The 20415-nt window shown below is 44.4% G+C and carries 19 protein-coding genes; 14 read left to right on the forward strand and 5 right to left on the reverse strand.

Going from position 1 to position 20415, the window contains the following annotated elements:
- Positions 1–2: 2 nt before the first annotated feature.
- A complete protein-coding gene (locus tag IPP67_04845) occupies positions 3–2225 on the reverse strand; it encodes a primosomal protein N' (protein ID MBL0338498.1) in 2223 nt (740 codons plus the stop codon).
- A gap of 133 nt (positions 2226–2358) precedes the next feature.
- Here IPP67_04845 and fsa point away from each other — a divergent pair, with 133 nt between their 5' ends.
- The 3 genes from fsa to IPP67_04860 are packed head-to-tail and all read left to right on the forward strand — an operon-like array spanning position 2359 to position 4729.
- Complete coding sequence (gene fsa, locus IPP67_04850; GenBank protein ID MBL0338499.1) at positions 2359–3015, forward strand: fructose-6-phosphate aldolase; 657 nt, start codon at positions 2359–2361, stop codon at positions 3013–3015.
- A 23-nt stretch (positions 3016–3038) separates the two neighbouring features.
- The gene (locus tag IPP67_04855; protein ID MBL0338500.1) at positions 3039–3767 is read left to right on the forward strand and encodes a DUF484 family protein; all 729 of its coding nucleotides are present in this window, start codon (positions 3039–3041) and stop codon (positions 3765–3767) included.
- A gap of 17 nt (positions 3768–3784) precedes the next feature.
- On the forward strand, positions 3785–4729 hold the full coding sequence (locus IPP67_04860) for a tyrosine recombinase XerC (GenBank protein ID MBL0338501.1): 945 nt from the start codon (positions 3785–3787) through the stop codon (positions 4727–4729).
- Here the strand turns inward: IPP67_04860 and tldD are convergent.
- Complete coding sequence (tldD, locus tag IPP67_04865; protein MBL0338502.1) at positions 4720–6150, reverse strand: metalloprotease TldD; 1431 nt, start codon at positions 6148–6150, stop codon at positions 4720–4722. The two genes, IPP67_04860 and tldD, sit on opposite strands and share 10 nt — an antisense overlap.
- Positions 6151–6572: 422 nt before the next feature.
- On the opposite strand from tldD, the gene coxB reads away from it, so the two are divergent.
- From coxB to IPP67_04915, 10 genes are read left to right on the forward strand one after another with little or no spacing between them, the layout of a single operon-like run.
- On the forward strand, positions 6573–7421 hold the full coding sequence (gene coxB / locus IPP67_04870) for a cytochrome c oxidase subunit II (protein ID MBL0338503.1): 849 nt from the start codon (positions 6573–6575) through the stop codon (positions 7419–7421).
- A 1-nt stretch (position 7422) separates the two neighbouring features.
- On the forward strand, positions 7423–9069 hold the full coding sequence (gene ctaD, locus IPP67_04875) for a cytochrome c oxidase subunit I (GenBank protein MBL0338504.1): 1647 nt from the start codon (positions 7423–7425) through the stop codon (positions 9067–9069).
- Between the two features lie 57 nt (positions 9070–9126).
- Positions 9127–10017, forward strand: a complete 891-nt coding sequence (locus tag IPP67_04880; GenBank protein MBL0338505.1) for a protoheme IX farnesyltransferase — start codon at positions 9127–9129, stop codon at positions 10015–10017.
- 3 nt (positions 10018–10020) lie between these two features.
- Positions 10021–10167 carry a hypothetical protein gene (locus tag IPP67_04885; GenBank protein ID MBL0338506.1) on the forward strand — a complete coding sequence of 49 codons (147 nt, stop codon included), beginning with the start codon at positions 10021–10023 and terminating at the stop codon, positions 10165–10167.
- 13 nt (positions 10168–10180) lie between these two features.
- Positions 10181–10774: a cytochrome c oxidase assembly protein gene (locus IPP67_04890; GenBank protein MBL0338507.1), complete on the forward strand. Its 594-nt coding sequence runs from the start codon at positions 10181–10183 to the stop codon at positions 10772–10774.
- Positions 10771–11595 (forward strand): cytochrome c oxidase subunit 3, encoded by an 825-nt coding sequence (locus IPP67_04895; GenBank protein ID MBL0338508.1) that lies wholly within the window; start codon positions 10771–10773, stop codon positions 11593–11595. The genes IPP67_04890 and IPP67_04895 overlap by 4 nt, the downstream gene beginning before the upstream one ends.
- Before the next feature lie 5 nt (positions 11596–11600).
- Positions 11601–11978 (forward strand): DUF983 domain-containing protein, encoded by a 378-nt coding sequence (locus IPP67_04900; GenBank protein MBL0338509.1) that lies wholly within the window; start codon positions 11601–11603, stop codon positions 11976–11978.
- Positions 11975–12679 (forward strand): SURF1 family protein, encoded by a 705-nt coding sequence (locus IPP67_04905; protein ID MBL0338510.1) that lies wholly within the window; start codon positions 11975–11977, stop codon positions 12677–12679. The genes IPP67_04900 and IPP67_04905 overlap by 4 nt, the downstream gene beginning before the upstream one ends.
- Before the next feature lie 25 nt (positions 12680–12704).
- Positions 12705–14210 carry a carboxypeptidase M32 gene (locus IPP67_04910; protein ID MBL0338511.1) on the forward strand — a complete coding sequence of 502 codons (1506 nt, stop codon included), beginning with the start codon at positions 12705–12707 and terminating at the stop codon, positions 14208–14210.
- 15 nt (positions 14211–14225) lie between these two features.
- Positions 14226–15518 carry an insulinase family protein gene (locus tag IPP67_04915; protein ID MBL0338512.1) on the forward strand — a complete coding sequence of 431 codons (1293 nt, stop codon included), beginning with the start codon at positions 14226–14228 and terminating at the stop codon, positions 15516–15518.
- A gap of 4 nt (positions 15519–15522) precedes the next feature.
- On the opposite strand, the gene IPP67_04920 is transcribed toward IPP67_04915, so the two are convergent.
- Positions 15523–16095: a YqgE/AlgH family protein gene (locus IPP67_04920; GenBank protein MBL0338513.1), complete on the reverse strand. Its 573-nt coding sequence runs from the start codon at positions 16093–16095 to the stop codon at positions 15523–15525.
- A gap of 262 nt (positions 16096–16357) precedes the next feature.
- On the opposite strand from IPP67_04920, the gene IPP67_04925 reads away from it, so the two are divergent.
- Complete coding sequence (locus IPP67_04925; GenBank protein ID MBL0338514.1) at positions 16358–18502, forward strand: thioredoxin family protein; 2145 nt, start codon at positions 16358–16360, stop codon at positions 18500–18502.
- Positions 18503–18532: 30 nt separating this feature from the next.
- Here the strand turns inward: IPP67_04925 and rnhA are convergent, their stop codons facing one another.
- A complete protein-coding gene (gene rnhA / locus IPP67_04930; protein ID MBL0338515.1) occupies positions 18533–18988 on the reverse strand; it encodes a ribonuclease HI in 456 nt (151 codons plus the stop codon).
- Between the two features lie 277 nt (positions 18989–19265).
- A complete protein-coding gene (gene ispH / locus IPP67_04935) occupies positions 19266–20207 on the reverse strand; it encodes a 4-hydroxy-3-methylbut-2-enyl diphosphate reductase (protein MBL0338516.1) in 942 nt (313 codons plus the stop codon).
- Positions 20208–20415: the final 208 nt, after the last annotated feature.

A 20415-nucleotide genomic window follows, 5' to 3' on the forward strand; every position in this document is an offset into this window, starting at 1 on the left:
CTTTACAAAAAATTATAAGGGTCAATATCGATTATAATTTTACCGGAGGCAGGTACCACCACATTTCTAAGCCAGTTTTGGATCAGCAATTGGGGTTTTAAATGACGGGTTGTTTTTAAGAGGAAACGTTGCCGGTAACGTCCTCTGATCATCGATAAAGGGGCTGGGGCAGGCCCCAAAATAGTAAACCCTTCACCACTCGGAATCTGGGCTTGCATGTCCGCACAAATTTGATGGAGTAAAGTTTCGCTTGGCGCTGAAACAATTAAAGCGGCTAATCTGCCGAAAGGGGGCATCCCAGCAATTTCACGGTTCTTCCACTCAATTTCTAAAAAACTTTCCTGATCATAAGTGGCAAGTGCTTGGATTAAGGGGTTCAGCGGTTGATAAGTCTGGATCATCACCTGGCCCGGATAATCGCCGCGCCCGGCTCTTCCCGATACTTGCTGCAGCATTTGCCAGGTTTTTTCCGCAGCCCGCAAATCCCCGCCTTGCAGCCCTGCATCCGCATCAATGATACCCACCAAGGTTAAATGGGGAAAATGGTGGCCTTTAGCGATGACCTGCGTGCCGATGATAATATCCACTTCCTGCGCTTCCACCTGGCGGACAAACTTTTCAATTTGCTGTTGATCACCCAAGGTATCACTGGTGCTGACAATCGTCCTGGCGGATGGGAACAAGGTTGCAACTTCTTCGGCCAATTTTTCAACCCCCGGCCCGCAAGTGGCCATGCTGCCATGTTCATGGCAATTTGGGCAGGTGTCGGTTATGGGCGTATGATATCCGCAATAATGGCATAAATTCATTTTTTTTTGCCGGTGTTGCACCAGCCAACTGCTACAATGCTCGCAGCGCCAGCGGAAACCGCAAGCCTTGCATAAAACTAGGGGTGCATAACCACGCCTATTTAAAAATAATAATGTTTGTTGGCCTTTGGATAAAGTGACATCGATTTGATCGCATAGGGACTTTGCCAGCCAATGCTGCCTTGCGGGCGGTAACGCTATTAAATCGATGATTTGAATGCTGGGCATTTGGATTTGGCTGTGTCGGACGGTTAAACGGCATTCATGATAACGGCCGCGTTTGACATTGGCCAATGTTTCAAGCGAGGGCGTGGCTGAAGATAAAACCACCGGGCATCCAGCTATTTGGCCCCTGACCACGGCAATGTCACGCGCATGGTAAATAGAACCTTCTTCCTGTTTAAAAGAATTATCATGTTCCTCATCAACCACAATCAAACCCAATTGTTGAAAAGGAAGAAAAAGGGCCGATCTGGCACCCACGATGACGGAGCATAAACCTTTGCTGATCCCATACCAAATACGGCGTTTTTGCCCCAAGGGAATTTCTGAATGCCAAGCGGGCGGGGTATAACCAAATCTTTCGTGAAAGCGTTCCAGCCATTGAGTGCTAAGGGCAATTTCAGGCAAAAGGACTAAAGCTTGTTTGCCCAAACGGACACAATCCATAATCGCTTGAAAGTAAACTTCCGTTTTTCCAGAACCGGTTACCCCATATAATAAAACTGGTTGGAATTTTTGGGCGGCCACTTGCGCTGATAAATAACGGGCGGCCTGTTTTTGTTGCTCGCTGAAATGATCGAGCATCGGGTGTAATATAACCGCAGGGATCGAAGGGGTGTTTAAAGTGACGTGCTGCAAAAAGCCCTGCTGGAACAATTGGGCAATTTTAGCCCTTGATAATCGGCTTTTAGACATAAGCTCCGTAACAGTTGTAATTGTCTGTTGCTGCGTAAGTTCAGCAATTTTTTGCATATTATCGGAAAAAACGGAATCCTCGTGCATTTTCCCAGTCAACTGGATCTTGGTTGGCAGGGAAATTTTTTTCGCTTGCTGCCACAGCCCAATGACCATTTTCAACACATTCCCAGCTGGGATCATGTTATATTCGGCTATCCAATCAATTAAAGATTTTATCTGCGGGGAAAGGGGGGGCAGCTCCAGGCAGGAAAAAATAGGTTTAATTGCCGATACAGGTGCTTTGATATTTTTGGCCCACACCATACCCGTTAATATTTTTTGACTCTTTCCCCAGGGCACTTGAACTAAACTACCTACAAACACCTTTTGATTCGGTTGGACACGGTAGGTATAGACCTGGCTTAAAGGCAACGGTAACAAGACATCCACCAAATCACCCGTTTCAACCGAAAGGATTTTGGTATCTAGGGTGGTTGGATTTTTAGAATTTGGCAAAATTCTCATACACCTAATGTTTAGGCCGTTTTCAGTAAACATATTATTTTCATTAGCATAGCGCAAACAGCTATTGCCCTCAAGTAACGAATAATGTAACTATTTTTTTTATCAAAGAAAAAGGGAAGAGCTGATGAAATTTTTTATTGATACAGCTGATACCAATGAAATTAAAGATCTTTTATCAACTGGGTTGATTGATGGTGTGACCACTAATCCTACCTTGATTGCGAAAAGCGGGCGTAAGTTTCTCGAGGTGATTGCCGAGATCTGTGAGCTTTTGCCTGGCCCTGTCAGTGCTGAAGTAACGGCTACAGAATATAATGCCATGATTCGCGAAGGACAAAAACTGGCGGCTATTGCTGGGAATGTGGTGGTAAAAGTTCCTTTAACGGTGGACGGTTTGAAAGCTTGCCACTTTTTATCCAACCAAGGAACTCCCGTCAATGTTACATTATGCTTCAGTGCGGCGCAGGCCTTGTTGGCGGCAAAGGCTGGCGCCACCTACATCTCTCCTTTTGTGGGCAGGCTAGATGACCAAGGCGTTGATGGCATGCAATTGATCCAAGAAATTATCCAAATTTACCATCATTACCCCCAACTGACCACCCAGGTTTTGGTGGCCTCAATCCGTAATCCTAAACATGTGGTTGAAGCTGCATTGATGGGGGCCGATGTTGGCACGCTTCCACCCAGTGTTTTGCGACAAATGTATTATCATCCTTTAACCGACAAAGGGTTGCAGGCCTTTCTTGCCGATTGGTCAAAAACTGGTCAATCAATCTTATAGTAAATTTTACGAGGATATGTATCATGGTTAAGGTCAATGAAGATGGCAGAACAGCTTTGGCGGTTAAAGAAACACTAGAAAAGCTTACGGCATCAGATGTTATCCAATATTTGCAACAGCATCCGGATTTCTTCGGCCGCCATCCAGAAATATTAGAAAGTCTAAATCTTCCCGTCCGTAACCAAGGCGATAAGATAGTCGATCTGCAACAATTTATGGTTAGCCGATTGCGGCGAGATATGACAAAACTAAGGGCTGAAAAAGAAGAATTCATTGCTAACACCCGCGATAATATCCAAACCCAAGATCGGATCCAGCAAGCAATCCTGAAAATTCTTCAAGCTGAGACCGTTGCGGCTTTAATTAAAATTATCATCGGTGAATTGCCCGTCTTGTTGGACGTTGACCATGCGGTTTTATGTTTAGAAGGAAGTGCTAAAAATTACCATGTTCTTCACGATTTACCCATCCGTTTTTTGAAGAATGGCAGTATTGAAAAATTGATGAATGGAACGGATCAGCCTGTTTTATTGCGGGACGATATTAACGGGGATACCCTTTTATATCCAACCACCACCGCGGTAGCGCTTGTGCGCTCAGACGCCTTATTGCGCTTGAAATTCAGCAAAACAACGGGATTACTTGTTTTTGCCACCCGTCATCCGGGTTATTTTGATGCGGAACAAGGCACAGATTTTTTGAAATTTATGGGCAGGGTCATTGAAATTACCTTGCAACGTTATCTCAATTAAGAATTTGCAGATTATTCATGGTAGAGCTTGACCAACACTTGGCTTTATTAATGGCTAAATGGCAGGATCAGTTAGCCTTACAAAAAAGGTTTTCGCCCCACACCTGTTCGGCCTATCAACATGACCTGCTGGCTTTTTTAAAATTCCTGACACATTACCGCGGTGAAAGAATATCATTGCCCTCTTTGCGCGCTTTAACCCGCCATGATTGGCGTTCCTGGATGTCTGAACGCCATCAAACCGGTCACCTGGCGTCTTCCACCGGTCGTGCGGCCAGTGTTATTAGAAATTTTTACCGCTTTATTGCCAAGGAAGAGGGGGGTGAGCTGCCCCCGGTCCAGCATTTTAAAACCCCTAAAAAACCTCATTTATTACCCAAACCTTTATCGGTTGAACAAGCGCAGGAAGTAACAGAAAACGTTGCAATTTTAACAGAAGAAGGTTGGGTGGGTAAAAGGAATTTGGCTGTTCTTTTGTTACTATATGGGTGTGGGTTGCGTATTGGAGAGGCTTTGTCTTTAACCAAAACCCAAGCGCCTGTCAGGGGTCAAGAAGTTCTGATCGTGACGGGTAAAGGCAATAAAGAAAGAAGGGTACCGCTTTTGCCGGTGGTCGTAACGGCGATCCAGGACTATATCCAAGCCTGTCCTTGGGATCTCGCGAAGGAAAATTTTTTGTTTATCGGGGAAAAAGGCAAAAAATTAAGTCCTCGGATTATTCAACTGGCCCTCGAGCGGTTACGTAAAATTTTGGGCCTACCGAATAATGCTACCCCTCATGCCTTGCGCCATAGCTTTGCCACCCATTTATTATCGGCAGGCGGGGATTTACGCACTATCCAGGAGCTATTAGGACACGCTTCTTTATCTACAACCCAGCGCTATACAGCCGTCAGCAGCCAGCAGATTTTAGATATCTATCAAAAAGCGCATCCCCGTGCGAAAACTGGCGGTTATAAATGAGTGCCACCAACGGTCAATCCTTCAATTTTGATCGTAGGCTGGCCAACCCCCACCGGAACACTTTGCCCATCCTTGCCGCAAGTGCCAACCCCGGCGTCAAGTTTTAAATCATTCCCGATCATCTTTACTTTTGTTAAAATATCAGGGCCATTGCCAATTAAGGTTGCCCCTTTGACCGATGGGCCGATTCGCCCATTTTCAATCATATAAGCCTCCGAAGTGCTGAAGACGAATTTGCCGGAAGTAATATCCACCTGTCCGCCTGAAAAATTCACGGCATATAAACCTTTCTTAACGGATTTGATAATTTCATCGGAACTATACCGACCATTTTCCATCAAGGTATTGGTCATGCGCGGCATTGGCAGATGCGCATAACTTTGCCGACGACCATTGCCGGTGGACCGGGTATTCATCAAACGCGCATTTTGACGATCCTGGAGATAGTTGACTAAAATGCCATTTTCGATCAGAACAGTCCTTTGCGTCGGCGTGCCTTCATCGTCCATCGTCAACGAACCACGCCTTTCCGATAAGGTACCGTCATCGACAACCGTAACGCCTGAGGCAGCAACCTGTTTTCCTAGAAGCTCAGAAAAAGCCGACGTTTTTTTCCGGTTGAAATCACCCTCTAATCCATGGCCGATGGCTTCATGTAAAAGAACACCGGGCCATCCTGAGCCCAAAACGACGGTCATTTCACCTGCGGGCGCTGGTTGGGATTCAAGGTTAATCAGGGCCTGACGTACGGCTTCATCCACCGATTTTTTCCACGAATCCTGTTCAGTGAAAAGTTGGTACCCAACCCTCCCGCCAGTGCCGCAAGAACCCATCTCCTGCCTATCACCTTTTGTAACCATAACGCTGACGTTTAATCGGACCAAGGGACGGACGTCGGTGTAAAACGAGCCATCGGCACGGATCATCTGAATAACCTGCCAAGAACCTAGTAAAGAACACATGACTTGTTTAACCGATGCCTCTTTTTGCCGGGTATAGGTATCAATTTGTTTTAACAAAGAAATTTTTGCAGCCGTATCCATACCCATTAACGGATTGTGGTCACTATATAACAGTTGATTTGTCCGATATGGGTTTTCTGATAAATTGATTGAGGCAGTAATAGGAATGGACCTAACTGTACTTGCCGCCCGCAACAAAGATTGTTCGCTTAATTCATTAGAATGGGCATAAGCCGCCACATCGCCAATGACACGCCTTAATCCAAAACCTTGGACCACATCAAAGCTTGAGTTTTTTAAGATGCCGTCATCGAAGGAAAATGCTTCATTCTGACGGTATTCAAGAAATAATTCGCCATCTTCCGCCCCTTTTAAGCTGTTTTGGACGATAGCGGTTGTCTTTTGACGATCTAATAAGTTAAAGAAGTGGTTATTGGCTGGGTGCAAGGCTTTTGTCATGAGTATTTATTCCCTATTCATCATTCGTATGTTATCATGGCACATTTATATGTAGGGCCTTTTACGGTGTTTTAAATATCGCGTCCCCGAAAATTGCGTCACAACGCCGCATTGGGGGACAAAGATAATCCCAGCCCGGGCAGCAATTGTTTACAGGGTTCGATTGTACAGGATTTAAACGCATAAACCAACATATGGTTTTTATTTCAGTAATTTTTCATTTTTTAGCTTCAACAGCTTGCCAGACTGGACAATAAGATGATAATAAGCTTAGGATAGCTACCAAGGTAAGTAAACATTTTACGTGGCTAGGCTTCTTTTCATATTGCCCTAACCTGGTATAAGTAATAAATGGGTATATAGGTAGGACTTTTTCCATGGTATTCATTCGTCCGTCATTAAAATCTAAAGGATGTCCTCTCATGTTTCAAAAGCTTATTCATAGCTTTATTTTTTTGTTGATGAGTTTCAGCATGGGGTTGGCCCAAGCAGCAGAATCTGTCCAATCATGGCAGATAGGGCTTCCAGCGCCAGCCTCAACGCGAATGCAAGCCATTGAAGATTTTCATGATCTTCTTTTGGTGATCATTACCGCTATTGTCCTCTTTGTGTTGGTATTGATGGCAATAACAATCATCCGTTTTCGCGATAAACCTGGTCGTGTACCTTCAAAAACTTCACACAATACCCTGATTGAGGTGCTTTGGACAGTGGTGCCCGTGTTGATTTTGGTGGTTATTGCTATTCCTTCCTTGCGTATTTTAAATCAATTTGACCGCATTCCAACCGCTGCTAGCGAAGTAGTCCCGGAAATGACGCTCAAGGCCATTGGCCATCAATGGTATTGGTCTTATGAATATCCTGACAGTAATTTTGCTTTTGACGCCCTGATGATCCCGGATGATAAAATTCAACCAGGTCAGCAACGGTTACTTGAAACAGATAATCGGATCGTTTTGCCTATTAACACCCCCATTCGATTACAAACCACATCGATGGACGTCATCCACTCATTTGCAGTACCAGCCTTTGGCATTAAATTGGATGCTGTTCCCGGACGTTTAAATGAAACTTGGATGATGATTACCAAAGAAGGTGTTTATTATGGCCAATGTTCTGAAATATGCGGAACTGGCCACGGTTTTATGCCAATCACTATTGAAGCGGTTTCAAAAGAAAAGTTTCAAGAATGGTTGGAGGAGGCAAAAACAAAGTTTGCTTCCTTCATTAATCCATCGATCCTCTTCGTTGCGAATCAGGAGAAAAGATAAAATGTCTGTTCATTCGGTTAGTGTCTCTGCGGAAGCAATCCGTCCAACCCAAGAACATCATGACCAGGGTCATGACCATCAGCCGAGTGGTTGGCGGCGTTTTTTGTTTTCGACCAATCACAAAGATATTGGTACTCTTTATATCATTTTTTCGATCATTGCCGGTTTAATTGGGGCTGCCTCATCTATTTTAATGCGGATGGAATTACAAAATCCATCAATGCAGTTTTTAACATTAGCAGATGGCTCCCCTGACGGACAGCTATGGAACGTGATTATCACTGCTCATGGCTTGATCATGGTGTTTTTTGTGGTTATGCCAGCGTTAATTGGCGGTTTCGGCAATTGGTTCGTACCCTTGATGATCGGGGCGCCCGACATGGCATTCCCCAGAATGAACAATATTAGTTTCTGGCTCTTGGTGCCAGCATTTTTGTTATTAGGCGCATCTGCCTTTGTTGATGGTGGGGCAGGAACGGGCTGGACAGTTTATCCACCGCTTTCAAGCTCAGTTGGGCATTCCAGTGCTGCGGTTGATATGGCGATCTTCGCGCTTCATCTAGCTGGTATATCGTCAATCCTGGGGGCGATTAACTTTATCACGACAATCTTCAATATGCGTGCTCCCGGTATGGTGCTGCATAAAATGCCGCTATTTGCTTGGGCGATGTTGGTAACCTCGTTCTTACTGCTGTTGGCGGTGCCAGTGTTGGGCGGAGCTATCACTATGTTGTTGACCGACCGTAATTTCGGCACACATTTTTTCGATCCGGCTGGCGGCGGGGATCCCATGTTGTTCCAGCATCTGTTTTGGTTTTTTGGCCATCCAGAAGTTTATATTATGATTCTGCCAGCTTTTGGCATTATCAGTCACATTGTTTCCACTTTCTCCCGCAAGCCCGTGTTTGGATATTTAGGCATGGTTTACGCAATGGTTTCGATTGGGGTGATTGGGTTCATTGTTTGGGCGCATCATATGTTTACTGTGGGCTTAGACTTAAACACAAAAAAATATTTTACCATCGCTACCATGGTTATTGCTGTGCCAACCGGTATTAAGATTTTTAGCTGGATTGCTACTATGTGGGGAGGTGTTATCAGTTTGAAAACCCCGATGTTGTGGGCAATCGGATTTATATTTCTGTTTACTGTAGGTGGGGTAACCGGTGTTGTGTTATCAAATGCCAGTATTGATGTTTATATGCATGACACGTACTATGTCGTCGCTCATTTCCACTATGTGTTGTCATTAGGGGCGCTTTTTGCGATATTTGCTGGCTTTTATTACTGGATTGGCAAAATGTCCGGTCGCCAATATAATGAAACATTGGGAAAAATCCATTTTTGGCTGACTTTCATCAGTGTTAATTTAACCTTCTTCCCCATGCATTTTCTAGGATTGGCTGGTATGCCAAGGCGCATTCCCGATTATAGCGATATTTATGCAGGTTGGAACTTTGTAGCATCAATCGGTTCGTATATTTCAGGGGCTGCGGCTTTGTTTTTTGTAGGGATCGTTATCCATACCTTGCGGGCAGGTAAGCCTGCCGGGGACAATCCTTGGGGTGAGGGGGCGGATACACTGGAATGGACAGTTAGTTCCCCTCCGCCATTCCATACTTTTGAGGAGCAGCCGCGTATCTCTTAAAAAAGGGTGGTTGATTAGGTTCATTAGAAAATGGGTATACCAGCTTCCATAAATAAGATGCCGTCTGCTTACCTGAATGCGGATCGATATTCAGGTTCGGTTCGTGATTATTTGGCTTTGCTGAAACCACGGGTGATGGCGTTGGTGGTCTTTACTGGTGTTGCAGGCTTGGTGATTGCCCCGGGGTTTATTCATCCGTTCATGGCCTTAGTGGCTATCTTATGTATTGCTCTGTCATCAGGGGGCGCTGCCGCCGTTAACATGTGGTACGAACAAGATCTAGACCGTTTGATGAAGCGCACCCAGCAGCGGCCGCTTGTGCGTGGCGTTATTCCACCATCTGAGGCGTTAGCGTTAGGGATAATTTTAAATATATTTTCCTTTATGGTAATGGGGCTTGCCACGAATTGGCTGGCGGCAGGCTTGTTGGCGGCAGCCAGTTTGTTCTATATTTTTATTTACACGGTTTGGTTGAAGCGTCGCACGCCTCAAAATATTGTCATTGGCGGGGCAGCCGGATCTTTTCCACCATTGATCGGGTGGGCGGCAGTTACCGGTCGGATAGAACTATTACCCATCCTGTTGTTCTTGATTATTTTTCTTTGGACGCCACCGCATTTTTGGTCATTGGCTTTATACCGTTCAGATGATTATAAGGCCGCAGGCATTCCCATGTTACCGGTTGTGCGGGGTCGTTTCGTCACATGTTTGAATATCGTCGGGTATCTCATATTATTGATTACTATCTCCATCATGCCATGGTTGTTGGGTGAAACCGGTATTTTTTATGGGGTCACTGCCTTAATGTCAGGATTGATATGGTTCTCGGAGGCCATTAAGTTGCTGTGGAAAGATGACCACCGGATTGCTAAAAAATCTTTTTCCTTTTCTATATTGTATCTTTTTATATTATTCATTGCCTTAATTATTGACTATTATTTTAGGTGAAAAATGGTTTCTACCTTTTCAGTAAAGCAGAAGAATTCGCCTGCAAAATTGCCGGTTAGGCAACGCGGCAAGAATTTATTTTTGTTAACAATACTTGGATTTATGGTGGTATTAATTTACTGGATCACCGTCATAAAAATGTCAGGATAGAAAATTGCCTCTTATGACTAATCATAAAAACCGCAGAACTGGATTTGTTTTAAGTGGCCTGGTTATGGCGATGATTGGCTTAAGTTTTGCATCCGTTCCTTTATATAGGTTGTTTTGCCAAGTAACCGGTTTTGGGGGAACGCCGCAACGGGCAATAGACAACGCCAATCATCCTCATTTTGCAAACAGGCTTCTAACCATCCGTTTCAACGCGGATACAGATCCTTCGTTGGCTTGGAAATTTGCACCCGTGCAGTCGCACATGCAGGTGGTCATCGGGGAAACCGAATTGGCCTTTTATCAGGCTACCAATCTTGCCAATCAAGCAATAACAGGGCAAGCCACTTTCAATGTAACGCCTGATAAAGCCGGTCGTTATTTTTATAAAATTGCTTGTTTTTGCTTTGATCAGCAAACATTGCATGCCCATCAATCGGTGGATATGCCGGTTAGCTTTTACATCGATCCAGAATTTTTAAATGATCCCGATATGGTTGATGTAAAAACCATCACGCTGTCCTATACTTTTTTCCGCGCACCTGACGGTGTACAATCGACTTCCCAACTTTCTCAACCCCCAACCCCTGCAAAAGAGGTTTATCCATGAGCCAGTTACACCCGACCAGCAATTCTCGTCAACATCCTTATCACCTGGTTAATCCTAGCCCATGGCCGATTATGGGAGCATTTGCGGCTGGCTTACTCGCGGTTGGAGCTTTGCTTTACATGCGTCAGGTAACCCCTTGGGTTCTGTATGCTGGCGGGGCTATGGTTCTGCTCACCATGTTTTTATGGTGGCGCGATGTTGTCCATGAATCCGTTGTAGAACATGCCCATACCGATGTGGTGAAGATTGGCTTGAGGTATGGCATGCTTTTATTTATTGCTTCGGAAGTTATGTTTTTTGCCGCCTTCTTTTGGGCATATTTTAACGCCAGCTTATTTCCGACCGAGGCAATCGGGCATATATGGCCGCCTAAAGAAATCCAAACCTTTAACCCTTTTGAATTGCCTTTGATGAATACCTTGATCCTGCTTTTGTCGGGTACAACCATCACCTGGGCGCATCATGCCGTGCTCGAGGGTGATCGCAAAGGGCTTTTACAGGGGTTGGGAGCAACCATCATCCTAGGTTTGTTTTTTACGGTAGTCCAAGTTTATGAATATAGCCATGCTACTTTCGGGTTCCGTGAAGGGATTTATGCCACAACTTTCTACATGGCTACCGGTTTCCACGGTGCCCATGTGATGATAGGGACAATCTTTCTGATCGTGTGCTTTTTCCGTGCTTATAAAGGCCATTTTACCTCTGAAAAGCATTTTGGCTTGGAAGCGGCAGCTTGGTATTGGCATTTTGTAGACGTTGTATGGTTATTTTTGTTTGTTTCTGTATATATTGCTGGATCCGGTATTTCGGGGGGGCATTAGAACATATGAGGACAACCACACCGGGCGGGTCTGTTTTTCTGCAAGGCATTGGGTGCCGTTGTCCTAGGTGCCGTCAAGCTAAATTGTTCCAAGGGTTTCTTCAATTGCAAGCGCAATGCCCAAATTGCGGATTAAACCTACGAAATGCGGAAAATGGGGATGGGGCGGCTTTCTTCTCAATTTTTATAATTGGGGCAGTGGTCGCGTGCCTTGCCTGGCTGCTGGAAGAAATTGCTTCACCGGCTTTATGGGTGCATTATGTTGTTTGGTTTCCCGTGATTATCGTGATGGCTTTGGGGTTACTGCGTCCAGCAAAATCAGTATTGATAGCTTACCAATATAGGTATCATCCCCAAGCTTTCGACGATGAGATATCTTCATGAAAACGGACCGTTCCATTCCTTTATGGCTGGTGTTGGTGTTTGTGGCTGTTTTTTTGGGGCTATCAGGCTGGCAATTTTATCGGCTAATTTGGAAAGAAAGTCTGATTACCGAACGTCAAGATAAATTAGCCATGCCGCCTTTGACCTGGCCTATCGTTGCGCCATCAGTGCCAGATTTATCTTTCCGTCGGAGCCAATTGACGGGACGTTTTGACCACCAACAAGAAATATATTTGGTGGCGGGCTCGCGCCAGGGGGGGGCTGGATTTAATGTGTTCGTACCATTTTATTTAGAAAATGGTTTGGCTATTATTGTCAACCGGGGCTGGGTACCGGCGCATAAAAAAGATCCCGCCACCCGTTCGGCAGGAATGATGAGAGGAATTGTCACCATTGAGGGGATTTTGCGCCCGGGGATGCAGCAAGGGTTGTTTGTCCCAAACAATATTTCGGAGAAAAATACGTGGGTATGGGTTGATCTACCAGCCATGATCAATTATGCCAAAATACCCCATTATATCCCCTTTTTATTGTATATGGATATTGATGATAAAGCGGTGCCGGGCGGATTTCCAGTCGGCGGGCAAACCCCCCTTGAATTGTCCAACAATCATTTGGAATATGCCTTAACCTGGTTATTGCTGGCGCTACTTGTGGGTCTTCTGTATTATTTTCATCCCTACCTGAAACAACCAAAGTAAAGCCAGCGTGATTGAATAGGATGATATGAACGACGATTTAAAAAGTTACCATCAGTTAGAAAAAAGTTTTCGAGAAATATCTTTATTACAAGAGATTATCAATCTTCTGGATTGGGATATGAATACGGTCATGCCGCTCAATGCATCTGGGGGCAGGGGGGAACAGTTAGCTTTCTTAAAAGTAAAATTGCATCAGCAATTGACGGTACCGGAAATGGAAGGATTGCTGGAAAAGGCAGCGGCTGCAAAAGAAAAACTAACCAATTGGCAACAAGCTAACATTCTTGAGATGAAACGCCATTGGATCCATGCTGCTGCGGTGCCTGGGGATTTGGTTAATAAACTAGCGTTGAGTAGTAATAGATGCGAAAAAAAATGGCGTTTGGCCAAACAACAAGGCGATTTTTCGATTGTTCAAGAAGAATTGACGATGCTGGTGGCCTTGACACGCGAAAAGGCCATGATAAAAGCTGAAAAATTGGATTGCGAGCCATATGATGCCTTGCTTAATCAATATGAGCCTGGTTTGACGATGAAACAGCTCAATCCCATTTTTCAGGATTTGCAATCTTTTTTGCCGAATTTCGTGAAGCAGGTGACTGCTAAGCAAAAGAATAATAAACTGCCTGAAAATCCGAAAATGGCGGTTGGTAACCAAATCCAGATTATACGGCAAATTATCCAAGCCATGTCTTTTGATTTCAAGAGTGGTAGGCTGGATAGCACCCTGCATTCTTTTTCCTCAGGCAGTATGGATGACCTGCGGGTGGCTGTCCATTTTGAAGAGACTAATTTTTTATCCGGATTGATGGGCGCTATCCATGAAATTGGCCATGCCTTTTATGAGCACGGGTTGCCAGAGGCTTGGCGTTATCAACCGGTTGGTTGGGCACGCGGTATGGCCTTGCATGAAAGCCAGTCTTTAATCTGGGAAAAGCAGGTCGGTCAAACGCAAGAATTTTGGGATTTCCTGGCCGCTTTTTTACAACCAAAATTATTACCCCCGTATGATAAATGGCGCTTTGATCATTTATATCAGATGAGCAACTATGTGCGGCCTAGTTTTATTAGGACGGAGGCGGACGAGGTTACTTACCCGCTGCATATTATTTTACGGTACAATATGGAACAAGGTTTGATAAGCGGCCAGCTAGAGGTTGCTGACATTCCTGATATATGGAATGAACAAATGCACAATCTATTAGGGGTTGTGCCAACCTCTGATCGAGAAGGCTGTTTGCAGGACATTCATTGGTATGAAGGGTCTTTTGGATATTTTCCTACCTATAGTTTAGGGGCCTTGATGGCTGCCCAATTATTTGAGGCGGCGCTCAAGCAAATTCCTTCCCTAAAAGAAAAGATTGTCAAAGGACAATTTGGGGATTTTCGGAATTGGTTACGTACGCAAGTGCATCAAAAAGCGTCTGTTTATTCAACCAATCAAATCCTTGAGCAGGCAACCGGTACGGGTTTAACAACCAAATCTTTCAAAAAACATCTGCAGCAGCGATATTTGAATTCGTTATCTTAGGAATTACATCACCTCATGACCCCTAAACCCTTTTCTCCAGCTTTTGCAAAACACATTAAATTAACAACCTTGCCGAACGGATTAAGGATTGTCACGGATACAATGCCGCATGTGGAAACGGTAGCGGTAGGGGTTTGGGCAAATGTTGGTACCCGTCATGAACCTGCTAAATTAAATGGCATCGCCCATTTGTTAGAACATATGATGTTTAAGGGCACCACCAGCCGTTCTGCACGGGATATTTCTATCGAAATTGAAAATGTCGGTGGGCATATGAATGCGTATACGGCCCGAGAACAAACGGCCTATTATGTAAGGCTGGTGGCAGAGGAAACGCCATTGGCTTTATCAATTCTGGCCGATATTATACAAAATTCTACTTTTGAACAGGCAGAATTGGAGCGGGAACGAACTGTTATTATCCAAGAATTGGCACAGGTAGAAGACACACCTGATGATATCGTTTTAGATTATTTTCAACAAGCGGCTTATCCTAGGCAGCCTTTGGGGTTGCCAATTTTAGGTAATGGCAAAATTGTCCAGAAAATTACGCGCCAAGATGTGCAGGATTATTACCAAAAACATTACGCAGCCCCCAACCTTTTATTGGCTGCAGCTGGTAAAGTTGATCACGAAAAATTTGTTGAAATGGTGAGGCAATCTTTTGATCATTTAGCAGAAACGCCTGCCAAACCCTTTATTCCTGGTAGGTATGTTGGGGGGGATCGCCGTATTAAAAAGTCTGCTGAGCAAACCCACTTGGTCATTGGTTTTTCAGCACCCCATTGTCATGAACCTGATTTTTATGCGTTACAGTTGTTGACCGGGATTCTAGGGGGTGGCATGTCCTCACGGCTTTTTCAGGAAGTTCGTGAAAAAAGGGGGCTAGCCTATAATATTCATAGTTTTAGTGCTTCATACACGGATGCAGGATTATTTGGTGTTTATGCTGGTACCAGCACTCAAAATGCAGCAGGAACTTTAGAAATTATTTGCCAAGAAATGCTTAAATTAACTCAAAATATGACGGAAGAAGAAATTGAAAGGGCAAGGCGACAATTATTTGCGGGCATGAAAATTGCCCAAGAAAGCGTTGGGGCACGTTGCGAACAAATTGCCCAGCAGATTTTGACCTATAACCAGCCCCTTGACCCTCAATCCATTAAGAAAAGTTTGTTACAAATTACAAAAACAGATTTGGAAAAATTGCTGGGAAAAATTTTGTCGACACCCCTAACTTTTACGGCTTTAGGTGGGGCTGCTAAAAATTTAGAGAGTTATGAAGCAATCCAGAAACGATTCTTTTAACGCATTAGGCATGGCCATAATCGGAAGAAAGCTGACTGACAGAAATTCCTAGCTTCCCAAGCGATAACGCCCATTTTTCATCCAAATTGATGGGACTAAAGATAATGCCTTCATCGCCTGGGGTCGCTAACCAACTATTTTCTTGGAGTTCTTTTTCTAATTGGTGGGCGCCCCAGCCGGTATATCCCAAAGCTAATAAATAATTCTTGGGACCTTGGTTGGTGGCAATAAGTTTTAAAAGATCGAGGGACGCCGTTATCCCGAAATGCTTATTGACAAGGATGGTGCCAGTTTCTTGGTAATCAAGGCTGTGCAGGACAAAACCGCGACTTGTTTCAACGGGGCCGCCAAAATAAATAGGTGTATCGCGGGATCCTTCATCTTTGATCCCCAATTGCTGAAGAATCTCACGAAAAGAAATTGAACCCACCAAACGGTTAATAATCAAGCCCATGGCCCCTTGGTCATTGTGGACGCACATATATACGACACTGCGGTTAAAACGGTTGTCTTGGATCTGGGGCATAGCCACCAATAATTGGCCTGTTAAATAACCATTGGTATTTAGGTATTTCATCGCGCTCCCGATTTTAAACACCCCATAACCGCGGGGCCTATAAATGATTGTTACGTTAAAAGCGGACCATCTGTAGCCTATATAACATAAAGGGATGGATCCACAGCACTATATGATAAATTAGCAGGAATTGGCAAATAAAACAGGGCAAATAATTTTACTTGAGATATTAATTTTCCCGAAAGCAGCAATGATCTATCACTTATCATGAAAAAAGGATATATTGGGTATTCAAGCAAAAGGTACACATAGGTTCCATTGATTGGAAACAGAAGAAATAACGTGGCATATGATGAAAAAATATTGCATTCTTAGTTGGCTGGCTGGGATAGTATGTTCTAGTCAAGCCATCGCTTTAACAACAGAATGGCAAAGCCAAGCTTATAGCCAGGTTCGTCTATTGGCCAGTATGGTTGATCCCGATAAGGCGGGAATGTGGCAATTAGGGCTAGAAATAAAGCTGGCAGATGGTTGGAAAACCTACTGGCGGATGCCGGGGGCTGCAGGGTTGCCGCCCACAATTGATTGGGGAAAATCTGATAATGTCCAATCAATGCAATTGCAATGGCCGACACCCCAACGCCACCATCTATTAGGGTTTGATACATTCGGCTATCAACAACACGTTGTTTTCCCCATCGCATGGGTACCGCAAAATCCGGCGAAACCATCCACCCTTATTTTGCAAGTGGAATATATGATTTGCAAAGATATTTGTATTCCTTACCTGGAGGAGCTGCAGCTAACTTTACTGGCAACGGATGGCCCCTTATTTGATATTGAAGCAGCCGGTTTGCTTGAAAATTTTCAGCGTTTGTTGCCGAAGCCGCTGGCAGCAACAGCCATCAAAATCTTGGGAACGACCGTTCAGAGAAAATCCGCAGGGGATCAACTGGTCATCAGCTGGATTGATGAATCACCAATTCCTATAGAAACATTAGATATGATTGCCGAGATCAAGGGGACGATTATCTCCGGCCTTCCCCAAATAACGATTTTAGGCCAAGGCAGGATCCAGTTGATCGTGCCGGTTGTGGATCCTATCAGCGGTCAGCCAGCATTTTTGCCGAATAATGGCCCCATGCTGTTGACGGTGTTACCTGCCGGGCAAACAGCCATCGAAATCCTTTTGAATGTCCAAGATTTGATTATCCTTGATGAGGGAGGGAAGGTCCCATCAACTCCTGATATTTGGTATTTTTTGCTGTTAGCTTTATTGGGGGGTGCTATTTTAAATTTGATGCCTTGTGTGTTACCGGTACTTTCATTGAAATTCTTTGGGCTTTTGCAACAAGGGCTACAAACGCGCAACCAAACCAGGTTATCCTTTCTGATGACCAGCGCTGGAATTATCGCCTCGTTTATATTATTAGCCACCTTCTTAGCTTTTATTAAATTATCAGGCCAATCCTTGGGATGGGGTATCCAATTCCAGGAACCAGTTTTCCTTATTTTGTTGGCGGCTCTTACAACCTTTTTTGCAGCGTCTTTGTGGGGTTGGGTTGAACTATCTTTGCCTGCTGTAGCCGGTAAATTATTAGGCTCCACCCAACCAAAAATGGGTCAACACCCGAAAAATCCTTCTTTGCCGCAAGCATTCTTCACGGGGTTTCTTGCCACTTTATTAGCGACCCCATGTTCAGCCCCTTTTGTAACCACGGCAATTGGTTTTGCCCTGACGCAAGACCTGCCCATCCTGTTTTTAATTTTTGTGGCCATGGCGATTGGCTTGGCATCCCCTTATATCTTGATTGCCTTATTTCCCGCCATCACCCGGTTTCTGCCTAAACCAGGCCGTTGGATGATTTATTTGAAAATAGGGATGGGGGTATTGCTGTTGCTCACCAGCGGGTGGCTGATATGGGTATTAAGCCAGCTTTTAGATTCATCTTGGGTTTTTCTGATTAGCCTTTTATTGGTGGCAGGGTTAGGAGTCCTTGGGGCAAAACAATATGGGTTTTTAAAAAATCGTCAGCTTATTACCAGGATTTATTTGGCCGGGATTTTATTGGGGTTGGTTGCTGTTGGCTATGGAGCGCCTTACCAGGTTAAAACATTGCCAAACCTCGGGGCTAATTGGCAGGAATTTGATGAACAAAAAATTGATGCCTTTGTCAGGCAAGGAAAAACAGTTTTTGTTGATGTGACGGCTGCCTGGTGTTTGACTTGTCTCGCGAATGAACAATTGGTCCTTAAGGATGCTGATATTATTAAAGCTATGTCCCAAGATCATGTGGTCGCGATGCAGGCGGATTGGACAAGGCCTGATGAAAAAATTTTAGCTTACCTCAAAAAATTTAATCGGTTCGGCATTCCCATGAATGTGGTGTATAACCAACAATATCCGCAAGGATTAGTATTGCCGGTTTTATTACATGTGGGAATGGTTAGGGATTATTTGCGATAAAGCTATTGCCTAGGAATTTTTGAAAAGGGGCTAATCATTTTCCTTAGAAAATTTTAGCCCTAAGCCTAATTCTTCTAGTCCTTTACGTGCCAGCTCATCCGCCCGTTCGTTTTCGGGATGGCCGCTATGGCCTTTAACCCAATGCCAGGTAACTTGATGCTGTTGGTTCAGTTGGTCAAGCTTTTGCCACAAATCCAGATTCTTTACCTGTTTTTTATGACTGCCTTGCCAATTCTGTTTCTTCCAGGTTTTTATCCATTCGGTAATGCCTTTCTTAACATATTGGCTATCTGTATATAAACGAACAGGCAGTTTTTTGGTAAGGGCTGTTAAGGCTTGGATAGGGGCCATTAATTCCATGCGGTTATTGGTGGTTTGCAGCTCGCCTCCCCATAATTCCTTTTCATAGGAACCATACCGCAGGATGGCACCCCATCCGCCTGGGCCCGGATTGCCTTGGCAAGCACCGTCCGTAAAAATTTCAATACAGTTTTCAGGGTTTTCTAAAGATTTCGCTGCCACAATCAACCTTTTCAATGAACGGCTTTGTTTGTTTTAATAATGGTATTTTCCTATCATGGATATTAAAAAGTAATAGAGAAGGAAATAGCTGCGATATCTATCAGCAATAAACAGTACATTTTTTAAAAACAGTTTCGTTTGCTGATAGTAAAAAACCCAGCTTCTGGCTGGGTTTTTATTGTTTGGCAGACAAGATAAGCATTAATATATATTTATGATGAATAGTAATTACCGAACTTCCTTATCCATTCATCGTCCGGGGAAGTTTGAAGTGGACATGTTCTTCCGTGACTTTCACTTCTTCAATAGAAACCGTAAAATGTTCCCGGCAGGCCGATATCACTTCTTCCACCAAAATTTCTGGGGCGGATGCACCTGCCGAAATACCTAAACGTTTGGTGTCCGCCAACCATGTCCAATCAATATCGGCGGCGCGTTGCGCCAAGGTTGCTTTCGGGCAGCCTGCCGATTTTGCCACTTCAACCAACCGCATGGAATTTGACGAGTTAGGAGCGCCAATCACGATAAAAGCGTCGCAAGAAGGCGCGACGGCCTTCACTGCTTGTTGACGATTGGTGGTGGCGTAACAAATATCCTCCTTTTTGGGGCCATAAATTTTGGGAAAACGCCGCTTTAAAACAGCAATGGTTGCGGCAGCTTCATCGACCGATAAAGTGGTTTGTGTAGTATAGGCTAACTCCCCAGCCGGAACTTTAATTTTTTCAGCATCCAATGGGCCTTCCACCAAGGTGATGGAGCCATTGGGCAATTGTCCCATGGTACCAATGACTTCTGGATGGCTTTTATGGCCAATCAACAAAATATGTCTGCCAACCTGATAATGCCGCTCGGCCTCCCGGTGTACTTTGCTAACCAACGGGCAAGTGGCATCTAAATAAATCATCTTTCTTTCTTCTGCTTGGGCTGGCACTACTTTTGGTACCCCATGCGCTGAAAACACCACGGGACGATTGCTGGGCACATCATCCAATTCTTCTACGAAAATAGCACCTTTCGCCTCGAGTGATTCCACTACAAAACGGTTATGGACAATTTCATGCCGGACATATACGGGTGGGCCATATTCTTTGATAGCCCGTTCAACGGTTTGGATCGCGCGTTCAACCCCTGCACAAAAACCTCGTGGCGAAGCCAACATAATGGTTAGGGGACGTTTCTTCATGGGATCCTCGTGGGGTTGGTTGGTAATTTAAAATATATTGCCTTAGCAAAAACAGGGCCATCATAGTGATTGATTTCTATTCCCGCAAGCCATAGATTAAAAATCAAGATAAACAGCTTAATCCCTGATTTTCTTTTCTTTTATTTTGGTTGCTTTATCTTATCCTATTATCGTAATCTCGAAGGACAATTATGATATTAATTCGGGG

The organism is Rhodospirillaceae bacterium, from assembly GCA_016722635.1.
In the GTDB taxonomy this organism is placed as follows: domain Bacteria; phylum Pseudomonadota; class Alphaproteobacteria; order JAEUKQ01; family JAEUKQ01; genus JAEUKQ01.